General features: G+C 72.0%; 15 protein-coding genes. 11 read left to right on the forward strand and 4 right to left on the reverse strand.

Translation table 11 applies throughout. From position 1 onward, the window contains the following. Positions 1 to 36: 36 nt before the first annotated feature. Entirely contained in the window at positions 37 to 813 is a 777-nt protein-coding gene (locus tag ACYUD3_RS00395) for a GNAT family N-acetyltransferase (protein WP_470961552.1), read from the forward strand. A gap of 295 nt (positions 814 to 1,108) precedes the next feature. Then, the gene (locus tag ACYUD3_RS00400; protein ID WP_470961555.1) at positions 1,109 to 3,082 is read left to right on the forward strand and encodes an ATP-dependent DNA helicase; all 1,974 of its coding nucleotides are present in this window, start codon (positions 1,109 to 1,111) and stop codon (positions 3,080 to 3,082) included. A gap of 177 nt (positions 3,083 to 3,259) precedes the next feature. On the opposite strand, the gene lexA is transcribed toward ACYUD3_RS00400, so the two are convergent. Beyond that, complete coding sequence (lexA, locus tag ACYUD3_RS00405; protein WP_470961558.1) at positions 3,260 to 4,039, reverse strand: transcriptional repressor LexA; 780 nt, start codon at positions 4,037 to 4,039, stop codon at positions 3,260 to 3,262. A gap of 539 nt (positions 4,040 to 4,578) precedes the next feature. Between lexA and nrdR the strand changes: the two genes are divergently transcribed. Both nrdR and ACYUD3_RS00415 read left to right on the forward strand, forming a co-directional pair. Further along, positions 4,579 to 5,145 (forward strand): transcriptional regulator NrdR, encoded by a 567-nt coding sequence (nrdR, locus tag ACYUD3_RS00410; protein ID WP_470961561.1) that lies wholly within the window; start codon positions 4,579 to 4,581, stop codon positions 5,143 to 5,145. 162 nt (positions 5,146 to 5,307) lie between these two features. Then, positions 5,308 to 8,184 (forward strand): vitamin B12-dependent ribonucleotide reductase, encoded by a 2,877-nt coding sequence (locus ACYUD3_RS00415; protein ID WP_470961564.1) that lies wholly within the window; start codon positions 5,308 to 5,310, stop codon positions 8,182 to 8,184. Positions 8,185 to 8,242: 58 nt separating this feature from the next. On the opposite strand, the gene ACYUD3_RS00420 is transcribed toward ACYUD3_RS00415, so the two are convergent. Continuing rightward, positions 8,243 to 8,773 (reverse strand): TerD family protein, encoded by a 531-nt coding sequence (locus tag ACYUD3_RS00420; protein ID WP_470961567.1) that lies wholly within the window; start codon positions 8,771 to 8,773, stop codon positions 8,243 to 8,245. A 157-nt stretch (positions 8,774 to 8,930) separates the two neighbouring features. On the opposite strand from ACYUD3_RS00420, the gene ACYUD3_RS00425 reads away from it, so the two are divergent. The 6 genes from ACYUD3_RS00425 (at position 8,931) to ACYUD3_RS00450 (ending at position 13,350) form a co-directional block, all read left to right on the forward strand. Further along, positions 8,931 to 9,536, forward strand: a complete 606-nt coding sequence (locus tag ACYUD3_RS00425) for a YdbC family protein (RefSeq protein WP_470961570.1) — start codon at positions 8,931 to 8,933, stop codon at positions 9,534 to 9,536. A 104-nt stretch (positions 9,537 to 9,640) separates the two neighbouring features. Beyond that, on the forward strand, positions 9,641 to 10,309 hold the full coding sequence (locus ACYUD3_RS00430; RefSeq protein ID WP_470961573.1) for a histidine phosphatase family protein: 669 nt from the start codon (positions 9,641 to 9,643) through the stop codon (positions 10,307 to 10,309). Beyond that, positions 10,306 to 11,211: an ADP-ribosylglycohydrolase family protein gene (locus ACYUD3_RS00435; RefSeq protein WP_470961577.1), complete on the forward strand. Its 906-nt coding sequence runs from the start codon at positions 10,306 to 10,308 to the stop codon at positions 11,209 to 11,211. The genes ACYUD3_RS00430 and ACYUD3_RS00435 overlap by 4 nt, the downstream gene beginning before the upstream one ends. Before the next feature lie 107 nt (positions 11,212 to 11,318). Further along, complete coding sequence (locus ACYUD3_RS00440) at positions 11,319 to 11,942, forward strand: TetR/AcrR family transcriptional regulator (protein ID WP_470961580.1); 624 nt, start codon at positions 11,319 to 11,321, stop codon at positions 11,940 to 11,942. A gap of 59 nt (positions 11,943 to 12,001) precedes the next feature. Continuing rightward, positions 12,002 to 12,703, forward strand: a complete 702-nt coding sequence (locus tag ACYUD3_RS00445) for a ribonuclease HII (RefSeq protein ID WP_470961583.1) — start codon at positions 12,002 to 12,004, stop codon at positions 12,701 to 12,703. Between the two features lie 71 nt (positions 12,704 to 12,774). Then, complete coding sequence (locus ACYUD3_RS00450; RefSeq protein ID WP_470961585.1) at positions 12,775 to 13,350, forward strand: hypothetical protein; 576 nt, start codon at positions 12,775 to 12,777, stop codon at positions 13,348 to 13,350. Positions 13,351 to 13,638: 288 nt separating this feature from the next. On the opposite strand, the gene ACYUD3_RS00455 is transcribed toward ACYUD3_RS00450, so the two are convergent. Together ACYUD3_RS00455 and ACYUD3_RS00460 are read right to left on the reverse strand one after the other, a co-directional pair. After that, positions 13,639 to 14,259, reverse strand: a complete 621-nt coding sequence (locus ACYUD3_RS00455) for a hypothetical protein (protein WP_470961589.1) — start codon at positions 14,257 to 14,259, stop codon at positions 13,639 to 13,641. Between the two features lie 248 nt (positions 14,260 to 14,507). Beyond that, positions 14,508 to 16,673 (reverse strand): RecQ family ATP-dependent DNA helicase, encoded by a 2,166-nt coding sequence (locus ACYUD3_RS00460; RefSeq protein WP_470961592.1) that lies wholly within the window; start codon positions 16,671 to 16,673, stop codon positions 14,508 to 14,510. A 188-nt stretch (positions 16,674 to 16,861) separates the two neighbouring features. Between ACYUD3_RS00460 and ACYUD3_RS00465 the strand changes: the two genes are divergently transcribed. After that, positions 16,862 to 18,772, forward strand: coding sequence for a DUF4192 domain-containing protein (locus ACYUD3_RS00465; protein WP_470961596.1), 1,911 nt, complete (start codon positions 16,862 to 16,864; stop codon positions 18,770 to 18,772). Positions 18,773 to 19,495 lie beyond the last annotated feature (723 nt).

The following is a 19,495-nucleotide window of genomic DNA, read 5'->3' on the forward strand; positions in this document are numbered from 1 at the left end:
ACACCCCCTTTCCGACTTTCCGAGAGGAGCGGCTCCGTGCCGTCCACCGACGTCGACACCAGCCGTACCGCCCCCACCGAGGACAACGAGAAAACCCTGATCCTGCGTCTGCCTCGCGAACTCCTTTCCGCCGTGGGCGAGTTGCCGCCTCCCGAGAGAGCCCTCTCCTCTGACACCCCCCTCCCCTCCGACACCTCCCTCTCCTCCGACACCTCCCTCCCCTCCGACACCCCCCTCGCCCACATCTCCGACTGGCCCCCGGCGCCCACCTCAGCAGGCGACTTCCGCCTCACCCCCGTGCACCTCGACCGCGACCTCCCCCTCATCGCCCGCTGGATGAACGACCCCGCCGTGTCCGCCTTCTGGGAGCTGGCCGGGCCCGACGACGTGACCCGGCGGCATCTGCGCGGCCGGCTCGACGGGGGCGGGCTCGGTGTGCCCTGTCTGGGGCTGCTGGACGGGAGACCGATGAGCTACTGGGAGCTCTACCGGGCGGACCTCGACCCGCTGGCCGGCCACTACCCGGCCCAGCCGCACGACATCGGGGTCCACCTCCTGATCGGGGGCGCCGCCGACCGGGGCCGGGGGCTCGGCGGGACGCTGCTGCGGGCCGTCGCCGCACTCGTTTTCGACCGGTACCCCTCCTGTCCCCGCGTGATCGCCGAACCCGACGTCCGCAACACCCCGTCCGTCGCCGCCTTCCGCACCGCCGGCTTCCGGAAGGCCACCGAGATCGGCCTCCCCGACAAGAGAGCCGCCCTCATGATCTTGGATCGCACCATTCCGCTACCTCCTGTGACATTCGCCGATTGATCCGTCACTCTCTGCAACGGCCTGCGTTCGGCCCCAGTTCCCGTCCCCGAAATTTTTTCTCGCGGACTTCGCGGACTTCTCGGAGTCGCGGACTCACAGACTTCGCGGATCAAGCGGACCTCGCCGATTCCGCCGCCCCGACTTCCGCCCCCACTACGCCCCCCGCCCCGCCCGCCCAGCCGCCCTCACCCCACCCCGCACCCGGAATCCAGCCCGTGACCCACCCCCTCCCCACACCCCCCGCCGCCCCTCCCCGCCCCCGGCTGTCAGTCCCGACCCGTAGGGTGGTCGCGCTATGACGAAGCCCTCACTCCCCGAACTCCTGCATGCCGCCGTGGCCGCCGTCGGCGGTGCGGAGCGCCCCGGCCAGGTGACCATGGCCGAAGCCGTCTCCGAGGCGATCGACGACGGCTCCCATCTGCTCGTGCAGGCCGGCACCGGCACCGGAAAGTCGCTCGGATACCTCGTTCCCGCGCTCGCGCACGGCGAGCGGGTGATCGTCGCGACCGCGACCCTCGCCCTCCAGCGCCAGCTCGTGGAGCGGGACCTGCCGCGCACGGTGGACGCGCTGCACCCGCTGCTGCGCCGCCGCCCGGAGTTCGCGATGCTCAAGGGCAGATCGAACTACCTCTGTCTGCACCGGCTGCACGAAGGGGTCCCGCAGGACGAGGAGGAGGGCCTCTTCGACCCGTTCGAGGCCGCCGCCCCCACCAGCAAGCTGGGCCAGGACCTGCTGCGGCTGCGCGACTGGGCGGACGAGACGGAGTCCGGCGACCGCGACGACCTCACCCCGGGCGTCTCCGACCGCGCCTGGGCGCAGGTGTCGGTCTCCTCCCGCGAGTGCCTGGGCGCCACCAAGTGCGCCTACGGCCCGGAGTGCTTCGCCGAGTCGGCCAGGGAGCGGGCCAAGCTGTCCGAGGTCGTCGTCACCAACCACGCGCTGCTCGCGATCGACGCCATCGAGGGCGCCCCGGTCCTCCCGCAGCACGAGGTGCTGATCGTCGACGAGGCGCACGAACTGGTCTCCCGGGTCACCGGCGTCGCCACCGGCGAGCTGACCCCGGGCCAGGTCAACCGTGCGGTCCGGCGCTCCGCGAAGCTGGTCGACGAGAAGGTCGCCGACCAGCTCCAGACCGCCGCCGAGGGCTTCGAGCGGCTGATGGAGCTGGCCCTGCCCGGCCGCCTGGAGGAGATCCCGGAGGACCTCAACTACGCGCTGATGGCGCTGCGCGACGCCGCGCGGGCCGTCGTCTCCGCGCTCGGCTCGACCCGCGACCGCTCGGTCCAGGACGAGGACGCGGTCCGCAAGCAGGCGCTGGCGTCGGTGGAGACGGTCCATGGGGTGGCCGAACGGATCGTGGCCGGCTCGGAGTTCGACGTCGTCTGGTACGAGCGGCACGACCGCTTCGGGGCCTCCCTGCGCGTCGCTCCCATGTCCGTGTCGGGCCTGCTGCGCGAGAAGCTCTTCGCGGACCGCTCGGTGGTCCTGGCGTCCGCGACGCTCAAGCTGGGCGGTGACTTCAACGGCGTCGGCGCCTCCCTGGGGCTCGCCCCGGAGGGCGTCGAGGGCGAGGACCTGCCCCAGTGGAAGGGCGTCGACGTCGGCTCGCCCTTCGACTACCCCAAGCAGGGCATCCTCTACGTCGCCAAGCACCTCTCCCGCCCGGCCCGCGACGGCGACCGCGCGGACATGCTGGACGAGCTGTCCGAGCTGATCCAGGCGGCCGGCGGGCGCACCCTCGGCCTGTTCTCGTCCATGCGGGCCGCCCAGCAGGCCGCCGAGGAACTGCGCGTGCGCATGCCCGAGTTCCCGATCCTGCTCCAGGGCGAGGAGACCCTCGGCGAGCTGATCAAGAACTTCGCGGCGGACCCGAAGACCTGCCTGTTCGGCACGCTGTCGCTGTGGCAGGGCGTGGACGTGCCCGGCGCCAGCTGCCAGCTGGTCGTGATGGACAAGATCCCGTTCCCGCGCCCGGACGACCCGCTGATGAGCGCCCGGCAGAAGAAGGTCGAGGAGTCCGGCGGCAACGGCTTCATGTCCGTCGCGGCCACCCACGCGGCGCTGCTGATGGCCCAGGGCGCCGGCCGGCTCGTACGGGCCACCGGGGACCGGGGCGTCGTGGCCGTCCTTGACCAGCGCCTCGCGACCGCGCGGTACGGCAGTTACCTCAAGGCGTCCATGCCCGACTTCTGGTACACCACGGACCGCAACCAGGTCCGCAGGTCCCTCGCGGCGATCGACGCGGCGGCGAAGCAGAACGGCGCCTGACCAGAGGAACGTGTAAGGGGTGCCCCACCATGGGAGGCACCCCTTACACGTGTGTCGTCCTGGGCGTCCGGCAGGGCGGCCTCACGACAATCACAGGGCCCCGGAATCGGCGCAGAGATCCCGGGGCCCAGTCACAGGGCGGGAGCGAGAAGGAGGGCCCGCCTGCCGCCGGCGCCGTCAGACGCGCCGCAGTACGGCGACCACCTTGCCGAGGATGGTCGCGTCGTCACCGGGGATCGGCTCGTACGCCGCGTTGTGCGGGAGGAGCCAGACATGGCCGTCCTCGCGCTTGAAGCGCTTCACCGTGGCCTCACCGTCGAGCATCGCGGCGACGATGTCGCCGTTCTCGGCGACCGGCTGGCGGCGGACCGTGACCCAGTCGCCGTCGCAGATCGCGGCCTCGATCATCGAGTCGCCGACGACCTTGAGGACGAACAGCTCACCGTCGCCGACGAGCTGACGGGGGAGAGGGAAGACGTCCTCGACCGACTCCTCGGCGAGGATCGGACCACCGGCGGCGATCCGGCCGACCAGCGGGACGTACGACGCGGCCGGCTTGCCCGCGGTGTCCGTGGGCTGCACCGCCACGGCCTGGTCGGAGCCGCGGACCTCGTACGCGCGTGGGCGGTGCGGGTCGCGGCGCAGGAAGCCCTTGCGCTCCAGGGCCATCAGCTGGTGCGCGACCGACGACGTGCTGGACAGGCCGACCGCCTGGCCGATCTCCCGCATCGACGGCGGGTACCCGCGGCGCTGCACGGAGTCCCGGATGACCTCGATCACCCGCCGCTGCCGGTCGGTGAGGCCCGAGCTGTCGGCCCGGATGCCTGGGGGTCGGCCCGGCAGGGAGCGCTTGTGCCCCTCGGGACTGCTGGCTTCGTTCATCGCATGCACCGGGTCGAGTCGGCCCTGGGAGCGGTCCTGGGCGGTGATGGTGGCACTGTCAGCGGTGGTGGTCACGGCGGCCCCTCTCGATGGTCTCCCTGCTGGACAACGGTAGTTGCTTTCGAAAGGTTGCGCCAAACACACGTTCGAGTGAAAAACCCGGGAGTGGTGCACTTGATCATGTGTCCGGGTGTATGGCGCATACCGTGCTCGGTGGGGCCGAGCGTCCAGGGCCGCACGCTCCGTGTCGGGACGCCGCCCAGTCTGCCACCGCTCGCCCCGCGCGGAGGGGACCGCGCCGCGAGTCCCACCTCTCCTCCCTGCGGCGCTCACGCTATCTCCGCATGTATTACGGCGAACGGCCGTATGTGCCCGCGCGGTGGCGGAGGCTGGGTCCGCGCGGTGGCGCCGCCGCTGTTACGCAAGAACGACACGCCGCCGAGGTGTTGCGTGTCAATCCCCCATATCTAGTGGTTGGATTCGGGGCGTAGCCCACAAGTTGTGTTCCCTGGTGCGGAAGACGCTCCGGGATCGCCTATGCTGGGGGCTGCTTCGCGCGGCCCCTGGGGCTGGCGAGGCCATCGAGTCTGCATGTTGAGGGAGGGTTGGGAACCATGCACTGCCCCTTCTGCAGGCACCCCGACAGCCGTGTCGTCGACAGCCGTACCACCGACGACGGAACGTCGATCCGCAGGCGCCGCCAGTGCCCTGACTGCTCCCGCCGTTTCACCACGGTGGAGACCTGCTCACTGATGGTCATCAAGCGCTCCGGGGTCACCGAGCCGTTCAGCCGCACCAAGGTCATCAATGGGGTGCGCAAGGCGTGCCAGGGACGGCCGGTCACCGAGGACGCGCTCGCCCAGCTCGGGCAGCGGGTCGAAGAGGCGGTGCGGGCCACCGGGAGCGCCGAGCTGACCACCCACGACGTGGGGCTGGCCATACTCGGACCGCTCCAGGAGCTCGACGTCGTCGCGTATCTGCGCTTCGCCTCCGTCTACCGTGCGTTCGACTCGCTGGAGGACTTCGAGTCCGCGATCGCGGAGCTCAGACAACAGACGGGACACCTCGCGGCGGACGACGTCGTCCGTGAGAACGACGCGGGGGCTGTCTCGGGGGGCCGGGAAGAAGCCGGCGGGACCGGGACCACGCGGGTCCCCGAGCCCGTCCGCGCCGCCGACTGACCCGCGGACCGGAGCCGGGCGGGACACCGGGCTCCGGGCGGGACGGCGGTCAGCCAGACCTGTCGTGGGCGACGCTGCGTCAACCCCACGGCATCGAAATCACACTGTGTCACGGGAACAACGTGGCATTTCTGGGCGTTTTTGCCTGTACAGGGAGGCGGCATGACAGAGACGGCGAGCGGTCCGGCGCGAGGTTCCCGAGCCAAGGGAGCCAAGCCCGCCAAGGGCCTGCGCATCGAGCGCATCCACACCACCCCCGGCGTGCACCCGTACGACGAGGTGGTCTGGGAGCGCCGTGACGTCGTCATGACCAACTGGCGCGACGGCTCGGTCAACTTCGAGCAGCGTGGCGTCGAGTTCCCCGACTTCTGGTCGGTGAACGCGGTCAACATCGTCACCAGCAAGTACTTCCGCGGAGCGGTCGGCACCCCCCAGCGCGAGGTCGGCCTCAAGCAGCTGATCGACCGCATCGTGAAGACCTACCGGAAGGCCGGCGAGGACCACAAGTACTTCGTCTCGCCCGCCGACGCCGAGATCTTCGAGCACGAGCTGGCGTACGCCCTGCTGCACCAGATCTTCAGCTTCAACAGCCCCGTCTGGTTCAACGTCGGTACCCCCCAGCCCCAGCAGGTCTCCGCCTGTTTCATCCTGGCCGTCGACGACTCCATGGAGTCCATCCTCGACTGGTACAAGGAAGAGGGCATGATCTTCAAGGGCGGCTCCGGCGCCGGCCTGAACCTCTCCCGCATCCGCTCCTCCAAGGAGCTGCTCTCCTCCGGCGGCAACGCCTCCGGCCCTGTCTCCTTCATGCGCGGCGCCGACGCCTCCGCCGGCACCATCAAGTCCGGCGGCGCCACCCGCCGCGCCGCCAAGATGGTCGTCCTCGACGTGGATCACCCCGACATCGAGGACTTCATCGAGACCAAGGTCAAGGAGGAGGAGAAGATCCGCGTCCTGCGCGACGCGGGCTTCGACATGGACCTGGGCGGCGACGACGTCGCGTCGGTGCAGTACCAGAACGCCAACAACTCCGTCCGCGTCAACGGCGAGTTCATGACCGCCGTCGAGCAGGGCGGCAAGTTCGGCCTGCGCGCGCGCATGACGGGCGACGTGATCGAGGAGGTCGACGCCAAGGCGCTCTTCCGCAAGATCGCCGAAGCCGCCTGGGCCTGCGCCGACCCGGGCATCCAGTACGACGACACCATCAACAACTGGCACACCTGCCCCGAGTCCGGCCGGATCACCGCGTCGAACCCGTGCAGCGAGTACATGCACCTGGACAACACGTCCTGCAACCTCGCCTCGCTGAACCTGATGAAGTTCCTCAAGGACGACGGCAAGGGCGAGCAGTCCTTCGAGGCCGAGCGCTTCCAGAAGGTCGTCGAGCTGGTCATCACCGCGATGGACATCTCCATCTGCTTCGCCGACTTCCCCACCCAGAAGATCGGCGAGAACACCCGCGCCTTCCGCCAGCTCGGCATCGGCTACGCCAACCTCGGCGCCCTCCTGATGGCGACCGGCCACGCGTACGACTCCGACGGCGGGCGCACCCTCGCCGGCGCCATCACGTCCCTGATGACCGGCACCGCCTACCGCCGCTCCGCCGAGCTCGCCGCGGTCGTCGGCCCCTACGACGGCTACGCGCGCAACGCCGACGCCCACAACCGCGTCATGAAGCAGCACGCGGACGCCAACACCACGGCCTACCGGACCGACGACCTGGACACCCCCGTCTGGGCCGCCGCCACGGAGGCCTGGCAGGACGTCCTGCGCCTCGGCAAGCAGAACGGTTTCCGTAACGCCCAGGCGTCGGTGCTCGCCCCGACCGGCACCATCGGCCTCGCGATGTCCTGCGACACCACCGGCGTCGAGCCCGACCTCGCCCTGGTCAAGTTCAAGAAGCTCGTCGGCGGCGGCTCGATGCAGATCGTCAACGGCACCGTCCCGCAGGCCCTGCGCCGCCTGGGCTACCAGGAGGAGCAGATCGAGGCGATCGTCGCCCACATTTCCGAGCACGGCAATGTGATCGACGCCCCCGGCCTCAAGACCGAGCACTACGAGGTCTTCGACTGCGCCATGGGCGAGCGGGCCATCTCCCCGCTGGGCCACGTACGGATGATGGCCGCGATCCAGCCCTGGATCTCCGGCGCCATCTCCAAGACGGTCAACATGCCGGAGACGGCGACCGTCGAGGAGGTCGAGGAGATCTACTTCGAGGCCTGGAAGCTCGGCGTCAAGGCCCTCGCGATCTACCGGGACAACTGCAAGGTCGGCCAGCCCCTCTCCGCGAAGACCAAGCCGGCCAAGGACGAGAAGGCCGAGGTCACGGAGAAGACCGAGGCGACGATCCGCGAGGCCGTCGAGAAGGTCATCGAGTACCGCCCGGTCCGCAAGCGCCTGCCCAAGGGCCGCCCCGGGATCACGACCTCCTTCACGGTCGGCGGCGCCGAGGGCTACATGACCGCCAATTCCTACCCGGACGACGGCCTGGGCGAGGTCTTCCTGAAGATGTCCAAGCAGGGCTCCACCCTCGCGGGCATGATGGACGCCTTCTCCATCGCGGTCTCCGTCGGCCTCCAGTACGGCGTCCCGCTGGAGACCTACGTCTCCAAGTTCACCAACATGCGCTTCGAGCCGGCCGGTATGACGGACGACCCGGACGTGCGGATGGCCCAGTCGATCGTCGATTACATCTTCCGCCGCCTGGCGCTCGACTTCCTGCCCTTCGAGACCCGCTCCGCGCTCGGCATCCACTCCGCCGAGGAGCGCCAGCGCCACCTGGACACCGGCTCCTACGAGCCCAGCCTGGACGACGACATCGACGTCGAGGGCCTCGCCCAGTCGGCGCCCCTCCAGGCCGAGCCCGTCGCCGTCGTGACCCCCGCTCCCCGGCAGGCGCACACCAGCGCCGAGCTGGTGGAGATGCAGCTGGGCATCCAGGCCGACGCCCCGCTGTGCTTCTCCTGCGGCACGAAGATGCAGCGGGCCGGCTCCTGCTACATCTGCGAGGGGTGCGGCTCGACCAGCGGTTGCAGCTGACCTAGGCGCATGACAAGGGGGCGCCGGTACGACACCGGCGCCCCCTTCGTCGTACCCCTCAGGACGGGCGGGTCTCGCCCATCACGGCGGTGAAGTGGGCCGGGTCGTCCGTGTGGCCGTGGACTCCGGGGTGGAACTCCCAGCCGTCCTCCGGGTCGCGGACGAACTCGGCGACCGTGGCCGCCGTCGCGCTCTGGACGGCGCCGAAGCCGCCCTCGGCCAGCACGTCGTAGCCCTCGCGGATGCGGAAGGCGGGGCTCGCGACGCTGGCGAAGGTGCGGTGGGCGGGGCGCTGCTGGATGATCGCGCCGACCACCACGCGCGTGTAGCGCGCGTCCAGCCGGTCCAGTTCGAGCGTCATCACCTCGTCCCAGCCGAACCCCTTGCCGTCCTTGCTGTCACGGTTGAGATAGATGGTGCCGTCGGGGGAGCGGCTGTCGAAGTACACGATGTACGCGGGCGTCCCGCGCGAGTCCCCCTGATAGGTCGCGGCGACGAGGTCCAGATCGGTGGCGGGCGCACCCGCCGCGCTCGGATCCCACTTGAGCGAGATCTCGACCTTGCGGATTCCCTTGATGAGGCCGTTCATCAGGCTTCCCTTCCCCGTCTCACCTGCGGTAAGCGCCCCGAACTCCCCCGCCGCCAGGGCCGGTTGCCCATCCTGCCACGCCCGCGTGCACCTGTGCGCCGCTCTCCGCGCACGCACGCGTGACCGGCGCCACGTCCGTTGGCCTTACCATGGCGCGGTGCTGGTCAAGTGGATTCGCTGCACCGTGGTCGACCGCCGCGGTTTCGAGCGGGGGCAGCGGAAGTGGGCGGGGCTTCTGGGGGAGCCGGGATTCCGCGGGCAGGGCGGGGGCTTCAGCCGCAGCCGCCCGTCCGTCGCGCACGTCTTCGCCTTCTGGGAGAGCCGCGCCTTCTACGACTCCTTCATGGCCCGCTCCCACGACCGGCTGGCCACCGCCCAGGCGGGCACCTTCCGCGACGCCCAAGTGCGCCTCTTCGACCACCGCTTCGACGTCAAGACCGGTTTCGAACCCCGCTTCACCGACGCCGACCTGCTGCGCGTCGCCCTCTCCCGGGTCCACGAGGAGCGCGCCGAGCACTTCACGCTGATGCAGGAGAAGGTCTGGAACCCCGCGATGGCCGGCTCGCCCGGCATGATCCGCGGGCTGTTCGCCGAGGCGCCCGGCAACGAGTTCATGGTGCTGTCCATGTGGCGCTCGCAGGCCGAGCACGGCAAGTACCGCACCGAGCGCATCGAACGCCTCGCGCTGCGCGCCCAGACCGAGGCCGACATCGCCGCGCTCACCGGAGACATCGTCGACATGGAACCCACCTGGACCGTGTGACGTGTGCACACCCAAGTGACCCCAGGGGCGGGAAGCGTGTGACCTACGCCGTATGGGGGCCGTACGAGTGCTCGAAACGCCCCGACTCGATCTAGGGTCTTGGCATGGCACGACCACGGCGCATCGTCCTTGTCCGGCACGGGGAGTCAACGGGCAATGTTGATGACACCGTCTACGAACGCGAACCAGACCACGCCCTGGCCCTCACCGACAAGGGCCGGCGGCAGGCGGAGGAGACCGGGAAGACCATCCGGGAGATCTTCGGCGCCGAGCAGGTGAGCGTGTACGTCTCCCCCTACCGGCGCACCCACGAGACCCTGGGCGCCTTCCACCTCGACCCCGACCTGATCCGCGTGCGCGAGGAGCCCCGGCTGCGCGAGCAGGACTGGGGCAACTGGCAGGACCGCGACGACGTCCGCCTCCAGAAGGCCTACCGCGACGCTTACGGCCACTTCTTCTACCGCTTCGCCCAGGGCGAGAGCGGAGCCGACGTGTACGACCGGGTCGGCGGCTTCCTGGAGAGCCTGTTCCGCAGCTTCGAGGACCCCGACCATCCGCCGAACGTCCTGCTCGTCACCCACGGGCTCGCGATGCGCCTGTTCTGCATGCGCTGGTTCCACTGGACGGTCGACGACTTCGAATCGCTGTCGAATCCCGGGAACGCGGAGATGAGGATGCTCGTTCTAGGAGATGACGGCAGGTACAGCCTCAACCAGCCGTTCGACCGCTGGCGCCAGCCGCACGGCATCGGCGGATACGGCGCGGGCAGATGACCGCCGGCGCGACAACTGAAGAGCGACTGGCCCGCGCCCTGGCCAGCCTGCGGGGCCTCGCGGTGGGGGACGCGCTGGGCTCGCAGTACTTCGTCCCCGAGAACTACCCCCTGCTCGGCCGCCGCGAGCTGCCGCCCGGCGACTGGCAGTGGACGGACGACACCGAGATGGCCGCCTCCGTCGTCGCCGTCCTCGCCGCCCACGGCCGGATCGACCAGGACGCCCTGGCCCGCTCCTTCGCCGTCCACCACGACTTCGACCGCGGCTACGGACCCGCCGTGAACCGCCTGCTGCGCCTCGTCCGCGAGGGCGGCGACTGGCGGGAGCTGTCCGCCGCGCTCTTCGACGGACAGGGCTCCTGGGGCAACGGCGCGGCCATGCGGATCGCCCCGCTGGGCGCCTGGTACGCGGGCGACCCCGAACAGGCCATCCACCAGGCGGAGATCTCCGCCTACCCCACCCACCAGCACCGCGAGGCCGTCGCGGGCGCCATGGCCGTCGCCGCCGCTGCCGCGCTCGCGGGGGCGCCCGAGGGCCCGCCGAGCGCCGGCGCGCTCCTCGACGGCGTCATCGCGCTCGTGCCCAGGAGCGCGGTCGGCGCGGGGCTGCGGCGCGCGCGGGACATGCTCGACTACGCCGACGCCGGGACCGTCGCCGCGGTCCTCGGCTGCGGGCGGCGCACGACCGCCCACGACACCGTCCCCTTCGCCCTCTGGTCCGCCGCGCGGGCGCTCGGGGACTTCGAGTCGGCGTTCTGGACGACGGCTCAGGCGGGCGGCGACGTCGACACGACGTGCGCGATCGTGGGCGGGGTGCTGGCGGCGGGAGCGGCGGGGGCGCCGCCGGAGGAGTGGGTGGCCCGGACCGAGGGGCTGCCGGGGTGGATGGGCGGGGCGGAGTAGCGCTGGGGGCTCCGGATCTCGCGGAAGGGCGCTGTTCACAAACGTGCCGCGGGGCACGACGATGAGGTCAGACGTGCCCCGGACCCCCGCTCGCTGGAGACAAGCAGATGGTTACCTCGCGCCGGCCGGCCGCCCCCGCGCAGCCGGCCTCCCCCCGCCGGCGCGGCGCCGTACTCGAACGCGCCATCCTGGACGCCGCGTTGGAACAGCTCGGCACGGTCGGCTGGAACGCCCTCACCATGGAGGGCGTCGCCGCCGGCGCCCAGACCGGGAAGGCCGCGGTCTACCGCCGCTGGTCCTCCAAGGAGGACCTGGTCGCGGACGCCCTGCGGGCCGGACTGCCGCTGCCGGACCCCGCCCCCGACCTGGGCGACGTCCGCGCGGAACTGCTGGACCTGTGCCGCAAGGCCCGCCGGGTGATGTTCTCCCGCCCAGGCTCCGCCGTCCGCGCGGTGATTCACGAATGCGATCCGGCCCAGGCCGAACGCTTCCACGGCATCATCCGCGACGGGGTCGTGGAGCCCACCGTGAAGCTCCTGCGGGACGTCGTCGACCGCGGGATCGAGCGGGGCGAGGTGCGGCCGGGGGCGGCGAACGGCTACGTCCTGGACGTCGTACCGGCCATGATGATGTACCGCACGAAGATGTGCGGCAGCGAATGGGGGGACGCCGATCTGGCGGAGATGGTCGACGAGTTGATGCTTCCGCTGCTGCGCCCGGGGGCCGGCTGAGGCGGGCGGGAGGGCCGGGGTGTCGCGCACCGATCCGGGCGGCGTAGGCTAAGGACGCCATGCCGTACGAACCACCCACACACACCGTCGAGCGCTCCCTCCGCGCAACGACCGGAGCGAAGGTCATTGCCGGTGTCGACGAGGTGGGCCGCGGTGCGTGGGCCGGTCCTGTCACCGTCTGCGCGGCGGTCACCGGACTGCGCCGACCCCCCGAAGGCCTCACCGACTCCAAGCTCATCGCCGTCAAACGGCGCACCGAACTCGCCGGAGAACTCCGGCAATGGGTGACGTCGTACGCCCTCGGGCACGCCTCACCCGAGGAGATCGACGAGAAGGGGATGACCGCCGCACTGCGACTCGCGGCGGTCCGGGCCCTGGAGGCACTGCCGGTACGGCCCGACGCGGTCATCCTCGACGGGAAGCACGACTACCTCGGCGACCCGTGGCGGGTCCGTACGGTGATCAAGGGCGACCGGTCGTGCGTGGCCGTCGCGGCGGCCTCGGTGATCGCCAAGGTCCAGCGCGACAAAATGATGGCCGAACTGGGTGCCGACCATGCAGACTTCGGTTTCGCGGACAACGCCGGGTATCCGTCACCCGTGCACAAGGCCGCGCTGGAGGAGCGGGGACCCACCCCGCACCACCGGCTGTCGTGGGCGTATCTTGATGCGCTGCCCCAGTGGCGGCATCTCAAGAAGGCCCGCAGCTGGGCGGACGGCGGCGCTCCGGAGATCGAGGGCCAGCTCGGCTTCGACTTCTGAACACCCACCGGCTCGCAACTGTGCACCACCCGTGTGCGCGAGTCGCACCAACGTTTGATAGATATCAGCTCATGCCTCTCATTCCCGAGGAGCCTCAGATTCACGAGAGTGCCCAGGGTCCCCGCACCGCGTCGACCCCTCGTCCCGTACCCGGCCCCCGTCCCGCGGCTCCGGCGCGTCCCGGCCGGCCCGGGCCGCGGCCCACGGCCCCGGCCCAGCGCACCCCGCGCGACACGGCCACCCCCGCCCCGGCGGCGGCCCCGCAGATCCAGCTGATCCCGGCCTCGGCGGAAGGCGCCCTGGACGCCGCCGAGGAGGCCGTGGACCTGCTGCTCGACTCGGGCCGCACCCCCGGCGACATCCTGTTCGTCACCACCGGCCAGCAGCACCCCTGGGCTGTCCACGAGCAGTCCTTCGGCGAGGCGTCCTACTGGGCGCAGGCCGACGCGCGCGACGACGTCTTCTACACGGACGCCGCCGGAGCGGGCCGGGCCGCCGGACGCCCTGTCGTCGTGGTCGCCGTCAACGGCGGACCGGAGGCGGTTCCCGCCACCGTGCTGCCGCTGGCCCGCGCCAAGGCCTCCAGCCTGCTGGTCGTCTGCGGCGACCTGAAGCAGGTCGACGCGGTGCTCGGCGCCGGGGTCTGAACCGGCGCCGGCAGCCGCCGGGGCCGGTGGCACGCGTGCGCGGGCGGGACGGGGGTCGCGGCGCACGCGTGTTTCGGCGTACCCGGGAGCGGGTGCTGTAGGGGGCGCTTTTTGCGGGCGTGCCTTGTGGGGCGCTCGCGGTAGTGGTGAAACAGCCCTGGATCAGGGGGAGTTCAGGGCGTGACTGCGCCCCGGGACCCTTCCGGTCCGGGGCTGTCCGCTTCGGTCGCCGGCCCTTCCGCGCGGCCTTGCGCGGCCCCCGCGCGGTTAGGCGCGGCCCCCGCGCGGTTAGCGGGCCGCCGCGCGGCGCAGGACGTCGGAGACCGCGCCGCCGGTGCGCGGCAGGGGCGGCGGGGCCTCGGAGAGGCCGAAAGGCTCAGGATCCGACTCGGAGTGGGGGCTCCGGCCGCCGCGGCCCTCGCCGAGCACCTGCCAGCCGTCCTTGGTGAGCGTGATGTACGCCCCGCAGCGCAGCCCGTGCAGGGTGCAGGCGTCGCGCAGGCCCCACATCCAGGCCCCGTCCTCCTCCGTCCAACGCGCGTCCCCCTCACGGCAGTACAGCAGGACGGCCGTGCGGACCGGGGTGCGCCGGCGCAGGTCGTGCGGGATGACCCGGCGCAGCTGGGCCAGGAGCGCGTTGCGGAACATCCAGCCGTCGGCCTGGGCCGGCCGGCGCGCGAACGAGGCGCTGGCGCGCAGCCGTTCGTCCGGATCGAGCACGGCCACGACGGCGGTGGCGGGCCGGGGGCGGTGCCGCGCGTGCAGCCCGCTGACCACCTCTCGCGGATTGCGCAGCAACGGGATCCCCGCGGCGGCCCACTCCGCGGGTTCGAGCAAGCGGTTGGCGGAGGTGGCGGACGCGGACGTCGAGAGCGATGCCGCCGAGGACGGAGCGAATCCGAAGGTCACGATCCTCCCTTCGGCTACGGCCCACAGCGGGCGGGCGAATTCGGGGGAGCACACACCTCACCGGACCACGGACGAACCGATGCGGGGAGCGGACCTCAATTCTTGCTGTCGAACTGGGATGCGGCAACGAGCAATTGGGATCACCGGCTGTTATGTGCTGTTACGTGGCTTATATCACTACCGTGAGTTCCTATGTGTGACGCCTGCGTCAGGACATGCGGACGTTCCGCCCACAAGCCCTACACCGTTCACCCCTGGACCGCCAGTACCAGGGGCAGCACCTCCCGGGCGCCCGCGCGGCGCAGCAGCCGGGACGCGACCGCGAGCGTCCAGCCCGTCTCGGTGAAGTCGTCCACCAGGAGCACCGGTCCCGGACTCGCGGCGAGCGCGGCGGCCAGCGCGGGCGGTACGGACAGGGCGCCGTCGAGCGCCTTGAGCCGCTGGGCGCTGTTGCTGCGCGCCACGCGCGGGGCCTCGCCGTCGTACTCCAGGCCGCCCAGCAGCGGCAGGCGGCCCACGCGCGCGATGTGCGCGGCCAGCGAACCGATCAGCTGCGCGCGCGTGTGCGAGGCGACGCTGACCACGCCGACCGGCCGCGCGGGCGCCCCGGCCGCGCCCGACGCCCAGCCGCCGGGCCCCTTCGCCCAGTCGGCGAGGACGCCCACCACGGCCTGCGCCACGTCGTCCGGCACCGGCCCGTCCGGGGCCTGCGGGGCGAGCATCGGGCGCAGCCGGTTGCCCCAGCCGATGTCCGAGAGCCGCCCGAGGGCCCGCCCCGGAGCGGCCTGTTCACCGGCCGGGATACGTCCCTTGAGGTCCATGCCGACCGAGGCGAGCCCCGTCGGCCACATCTTGCGGGGCTCCACCTCGACGCCCGCGCGGACCAGGTCGGCGCGCGCGGCGTCCAGCGCCGCCGAGGAGGCGTCGGCGGTGAAGCGCGCGCCCGCGCAGTTGTCGCACCGGCCGCACCGCGCGGCCGTGTCGTCGTCCAACTGCCGCTGGAGGAACTCCATCCGGCAGTCCGCCGTCGTCCCGTACTCCCGCATGGCCTGCTGCTCGGCCGCCCGCTGGCGCGCCACCCACGCGTAGCGGTCCGTGTCGTACGACCACGGCCGCCCCGTCGCGGTCCAGCCGCCCTTGACGCGCTTGACCGCCCCGTCGACGTCGAGGACCTTCAGCATCGTCTCCAGCCGGGAGCGGCGCAGTTCGACCAGGGGCTCCAGGGCGGGCAGCGACACCGGGCGCTCCGCGCGCGCGAGGACGTCCAGCGTGCGCCGCACCAACTCCTCGGGCGGGAAGGCGAGCGAGGCGAAGTACGACCAGATCGCCTCGTCCTCCTTGCCCGGCAGCAGCAGCACCTCCGCGTGCTCCACCCCGCGTCCCGCGCGGCCCACCTGCTGGTAGTAGGCGATGGGGGAGGAGGGCGAGCCGAGGTGGACGACGAAGCCCAGGTCGGGCTTGTCGAACCCCATCCCGAGCGCCGACGTCGCGATCAGCGCCTTGACCTTGTTGCCCAGCAGGTCGTCCTCCGCCTGCTGCCGGTCGGCGTTCTCGGTACGTCCCGTGTACGACGCGACGGTGTGCCCGCGCTGACGCAGGAACGCGGTGACCTCCTCGGCGGCGGCCACCGTGAGCGTGTAGACGATGCCGGAGCCCGGCAGGTCGTCGAGGTGGTCGGCGAGCCAGGCCAGCCGGTGCGCCGCGTCCGGCAGCCGCAGCACGTTCAGGCTCAGGCTCTCCCGGTCCAGCGGGCCGCGCAGCACCAGGGCGTCCGACGCGCCGCCCGTGCCGAGCTGTTCGGCGACGTCGGCCGTCACGCGCGCGTTGGCCGTCGCCGTCGTCGCCAGCACCGGCACGCCCTGGGGGAGGTCGGCGAGCATCGTGCGCAGCCGCCGGTAGTCCGGGCGGAAGTCATGGCCCCAGTCGGAGATGCAGTGCGCCTCGTCGACCACCAGCAGGCCCGTCGCCGCGGAGAGTTCGGGCAGGACCTGGTCGCGGAAGTCGGGGTTGTTCAGGCGCTCGGGCGAGACGAGGAGGACGTCGACGGCGCCGGCCGCGATCTCCGCCCTGACCTCGTCCCACTCCTCGGCGTTGGAGGAGTTGATGGTGCGGGCGTGGACACCGGCCCGGGCCGCGGCCTCCACCTGGTTGCGCATGAGGGCGAGCAGCGGGGAGACGATCACCGTCGGTCCCGCGCCTCTCGCCCGCAGCAGCGAGGTCGCCACGAAGTACACCGCGGACTTGCCCCATCCCGTGCGCTGCACGACCAGGGCCCGGCGCTTGTCGGCGACCAGCGCCTCGATCGCCCGCCACTGGTCCTCCCGGAGCCGGGCCGTACCGCCGGGGTCCCCGACCAGGCGGGCGAGGACCGCGTCGGCCTCGGTCCGCAGATCCGTGTCGCTCGTGTGCTGCATGGGTCCATACAACAGGACGGGACTGACAGTGGGGGGCGCGCGAGGGGCGCGCGGGGTTGTGGGCGACGTGAAGGATGCGGGGCGTTGTGAGGGGCGCGGGGCGTTGTGGATAAGTGGGGTGGCATGTCCCTGATCCGGGTTATCCACAGGGGCAAGCGGAGGATTTCATTCCGCGAGAAGGTCTCGGCATGACGAATCACAGCGAAACGACCGGACCATTCGAAAACGCCGCATACGGCACCCCCGCGCCGCTCGGCGCCGACACCCACCGGGTCGTCCTGCGCACCCCCGGCGAACTGGCCGACGCCCTGCCGTATCTGCTGGGCTACCGCCCCGAGGACAGCATGGTGCTCGCCGCCGTCCAGGACCCGGGCGGAGCCGGCCGCTTCGGCTCCCGCGTACGCCTCGGCATCCCAGAGAACCCGGACGACTGGGCCCCGGCGGCCCGCGAACTGGCCCGGGGACTGATCGAGGGCTCCCGGCGCCGGGGCGTGGCCCCCGACCAGATGGTCGTCTACGTCTGCCGGGAACCGGGCCCCGGGCAGCCGGCCAGGGACGTCATGGAGCGGCTGAGGCCGCTGGTCCAGCACCTGCGCGTCGAGTGCGGCCGGCTGGACGTCCCCGTCGTCGAGGCTCTCTGCGTCTCCGGCGGCCGGTTCTGGTCCTACTGCTGCGCGAGCGACAGCTGCTGCCCGCCGGAGGGGACCGCGATGGCCCTGCCCGGTACGTCCGTCCTGGCCGCCGCCGCTGCCTACGCGGGCGTCAGGGTCCGCGGCACCCTGCGCGAACTGCGCCTGCGGCTCGTGCCGTTGGAGACCTCCGTCGTCCAGGAACAGGAACGCGCCCTGGACGCGGCCAGCTGGGGGCTCGTCCCCCGGATCGTGCGCCCCGAGGAGCGCGCCGAGGTGGCCGACGAGACGATCGCCCTCGCCGAGCGGCTGATGCGCCGACTCGCCGCGGCCCCGGCCGTCCCCGGACCGCACCTGTCCGACCGGCGCGACGACGGACTGATCGCGCCGGACGAGGCGGCCCGGGTGCTTCTCGGCCTCCAGGACCGGGAGACCCGTGATCTCGCGGCGGCTTGGATGGAGGGCGACGAGGCTGCCCCGGCCCTGCGCCTGTGGCGTGCCCTCGCCCGCCGCTGTGTCCCCGCGTACTGCGAGTTCGCCGCCGCGCCTCTCACCCTGGCCGGCTGGGTCGCCTGGTCCTGCGGCGACCGGCTCGAGGCGCGCGAGGCTTTCGCGATGGCTCTCGCGGCGGATGCCGACTATCTCTTCGCCGCGCTGCTCCATCGGGCGTGCAATGAGGGGCTTGACCCGGAGTCGGTGCGGCGCAGTTTGCGGCGGACTCGGGGGCAGTGGGGTGGGGCGATGGGGGAGGCAGATGGTGGCGGGGTGGTTGGGGGGAGTTCTGGGGGTGATTCGGCTGGGGGTGGCTTGGTTGAGGGCGGTTCGGCTGCTGGGGGCTCGGCTGGGGGTGGCTCGGCTGAGAGCGGTTCGGCTGGAGGTGGCTTGGCTGCTGGGGGTGGCTCGGTCGGTGCTGGTGAGGGGAACGGCGGGTGCGGCCTTGGTGGACTTGGCGGGGGAGCTGCTGGTTGTGCTTCGGCTGACGCTGGGGAGGGAGCCTCTGGTTGTGCTCCGGCCGATCCCGGCGAGGGGACTCCTGGCTGTGCTCCGGTCAACCTCGGCAAGGGAACCGCTGGTTGTGCTCCAACCGACCTCGGCAAGGCAGGTTCTGGCTGTGCTCCAACCGGCCTTGGCAGGGGAGTTTCGGGTGGTGGCTCCGCCGACCTGGCCGGAGCGGATCCCGGCAGCGAATCGGCCGGCCCCGTCGGAGAAACCCCCGGTGATGACACGGCTGCGGACGAGGAGACTCCCGACCCCCGTCGTCGGCGGCGTACCCGCATTCCCCGGATCAAGGGCCCCGCATCCGCGCCCGACGCGGCCACCCGCCGCCCCATGAGCCCGCGGGCCAAGGCCGGAACCCGGCCTCCGGGCAAGGCTGGGGCCGGGGCCGAGGGAAGGAGTGCCGCTCGGGGCAGTGTCCGCGCGGAGGGTGCCGCGGTGGCCGGTGAGGGGGAGGAGGCGGAGACGGAGTGAGGGCGGCGGCGCCGGGCCGGGGCGTGACGGGTCTCGATGTGCAAGGAGAGGTGGGGGGTGTCCGCGAGAGCGGCGGCGCCGTTGCTGACGGGCACCTGAGCGCGGGGGGTGAGCAGCGGCCCCGAACGGGAGTCCACCGTCGGCTCGGAGGCCCCGGAGGCCCCGGAGGCCCCGGAGGCCCCGGAAGACTTGGAGGGCTCGGCGGACCCGGATACCGGCCCCCGGCGCATCCTCGCGCGGTACCCCACCTCCATTCGGAGGGCCCATGTGGTTCGGAGCGTGACTCTGGCAAGGCCCGCCCCGTTCACCTGAGTGGCGGTACACCCGCGTCGCCGGACCGCCCCAGTCCTGTCGGAGCCCTTGCCCGGCGTCGCACCCGCCCGAGGCGCACAGAGAGCAGAAGCCACCGCATGCACCAGCCGACTCCGCCCTCCGCCGAAGGCGACCGCCCCCGCACGGCACAGCCGCCCACCCCTTGGCACACCGCGTCTCTCGCAGGCCGGGACGAACCGCCCGGCCGGTCCCCGGACCCCGACACGGACCGCCCCCTGCCGACGGAGCCGCACCCTCCTTGGCACACCGCATCCCTCTCCGACCGGGACGTGGAGCCGCACCTCCCCTGGCGCACCCCATCCCTCCCAGACCGAGATGCCGAGCCGCACCCCCCTCGGCGTACCGCGTCCCCCTCCGACCGAGACGCCGAGCCCCACCCCCCTTGGCACA

This window comes from Streptomyces sp. AMJ-169 (assembly GCF_055597585.1).

Excerpts from the sequence above, each read along its gene's own strand:
- ACYUD3_RS00400 (WP_470961555.1), top strand. The coding sequence starts at position 1,109 with ATGACGAAGCCCTCACTCCCCGAACTCCTGCATGCCGCCGTGGCCGCC.
- nrdR (WP_470961561.1), top strand. The coding sequence starts at position 4,579 with ATGCACTGCCCCTTCTGCAGGCACCCCGACAGCCGTGTCGTCGACAGC.
- ACYUD3_RS00415 (WP_470961564.1), top strand. The coding sequence starts at position 5,308 with ATGACAGAGACGGCGAGCGGTCCGGCGCGAGGTTCCCGAGCCAAGGGA.
- ACYUD3_RS00420 (WP_470961567.1), bottom strand. The coding sequence starts at position 8,773 with ATGAACGGCCTCATCAAGGGAATCCGCAAGGTCGAGATCTCGCTCAAG.
- ACYUD3_RS00430 (WP_470961573.1), top strand. The coding sequence starts at position 9,641 with ATGGCACGACCACGGCGCATCGTCCTTGTCCGGCACGGGGAGTCAACG.
- ACYUD3_RS00435 (WP_470961577.1), top strand. The coding sequence starts at position 10,306 with ATGACCGCCGGCGCGACAACTGAAGAGCGACTGGCCCGCGCCCTGGCC.
- ACYUD3_RS00440 (WP_470961580.1), top strand. The coding sequence starts at position 11,319 with ATGGTTACCTCGCGCCGGCCGGCCGCCCCCGCGCAGCCGGCCTCCCCC.
- ACYUD3_RS00445 (WP_470961583.1), top strand. The coding sequence starts at position 12,002 with ATGCCGTACGAACCACCCACACACACCGTCGAGCGCTCCCTCCGCGCA.
- ACYUD3_RS00450 (WP_470961585.1), top strand. The coding sequence starts at position 12,775 with ATGCCTCTCATTCCCGAGGAGCCTCAGATTCACGAGAGTGCCCAGGGT.
- ACYUD3_RS00460 (WP_470961592.1), bottom strand. The coding sequence starts at position 16,673 with ATGCAGCACACGAGCGACACGGATCTGCGGACCGAGGCCGACGCGGTC.
- ACYUD3_RS00465 (WP_470961596.1), top strand. The coding sequence starts at position 16,862 with ATGACGAATCACAGCGAAACGACCGGACCATTCGAAAACGCCGCATAC.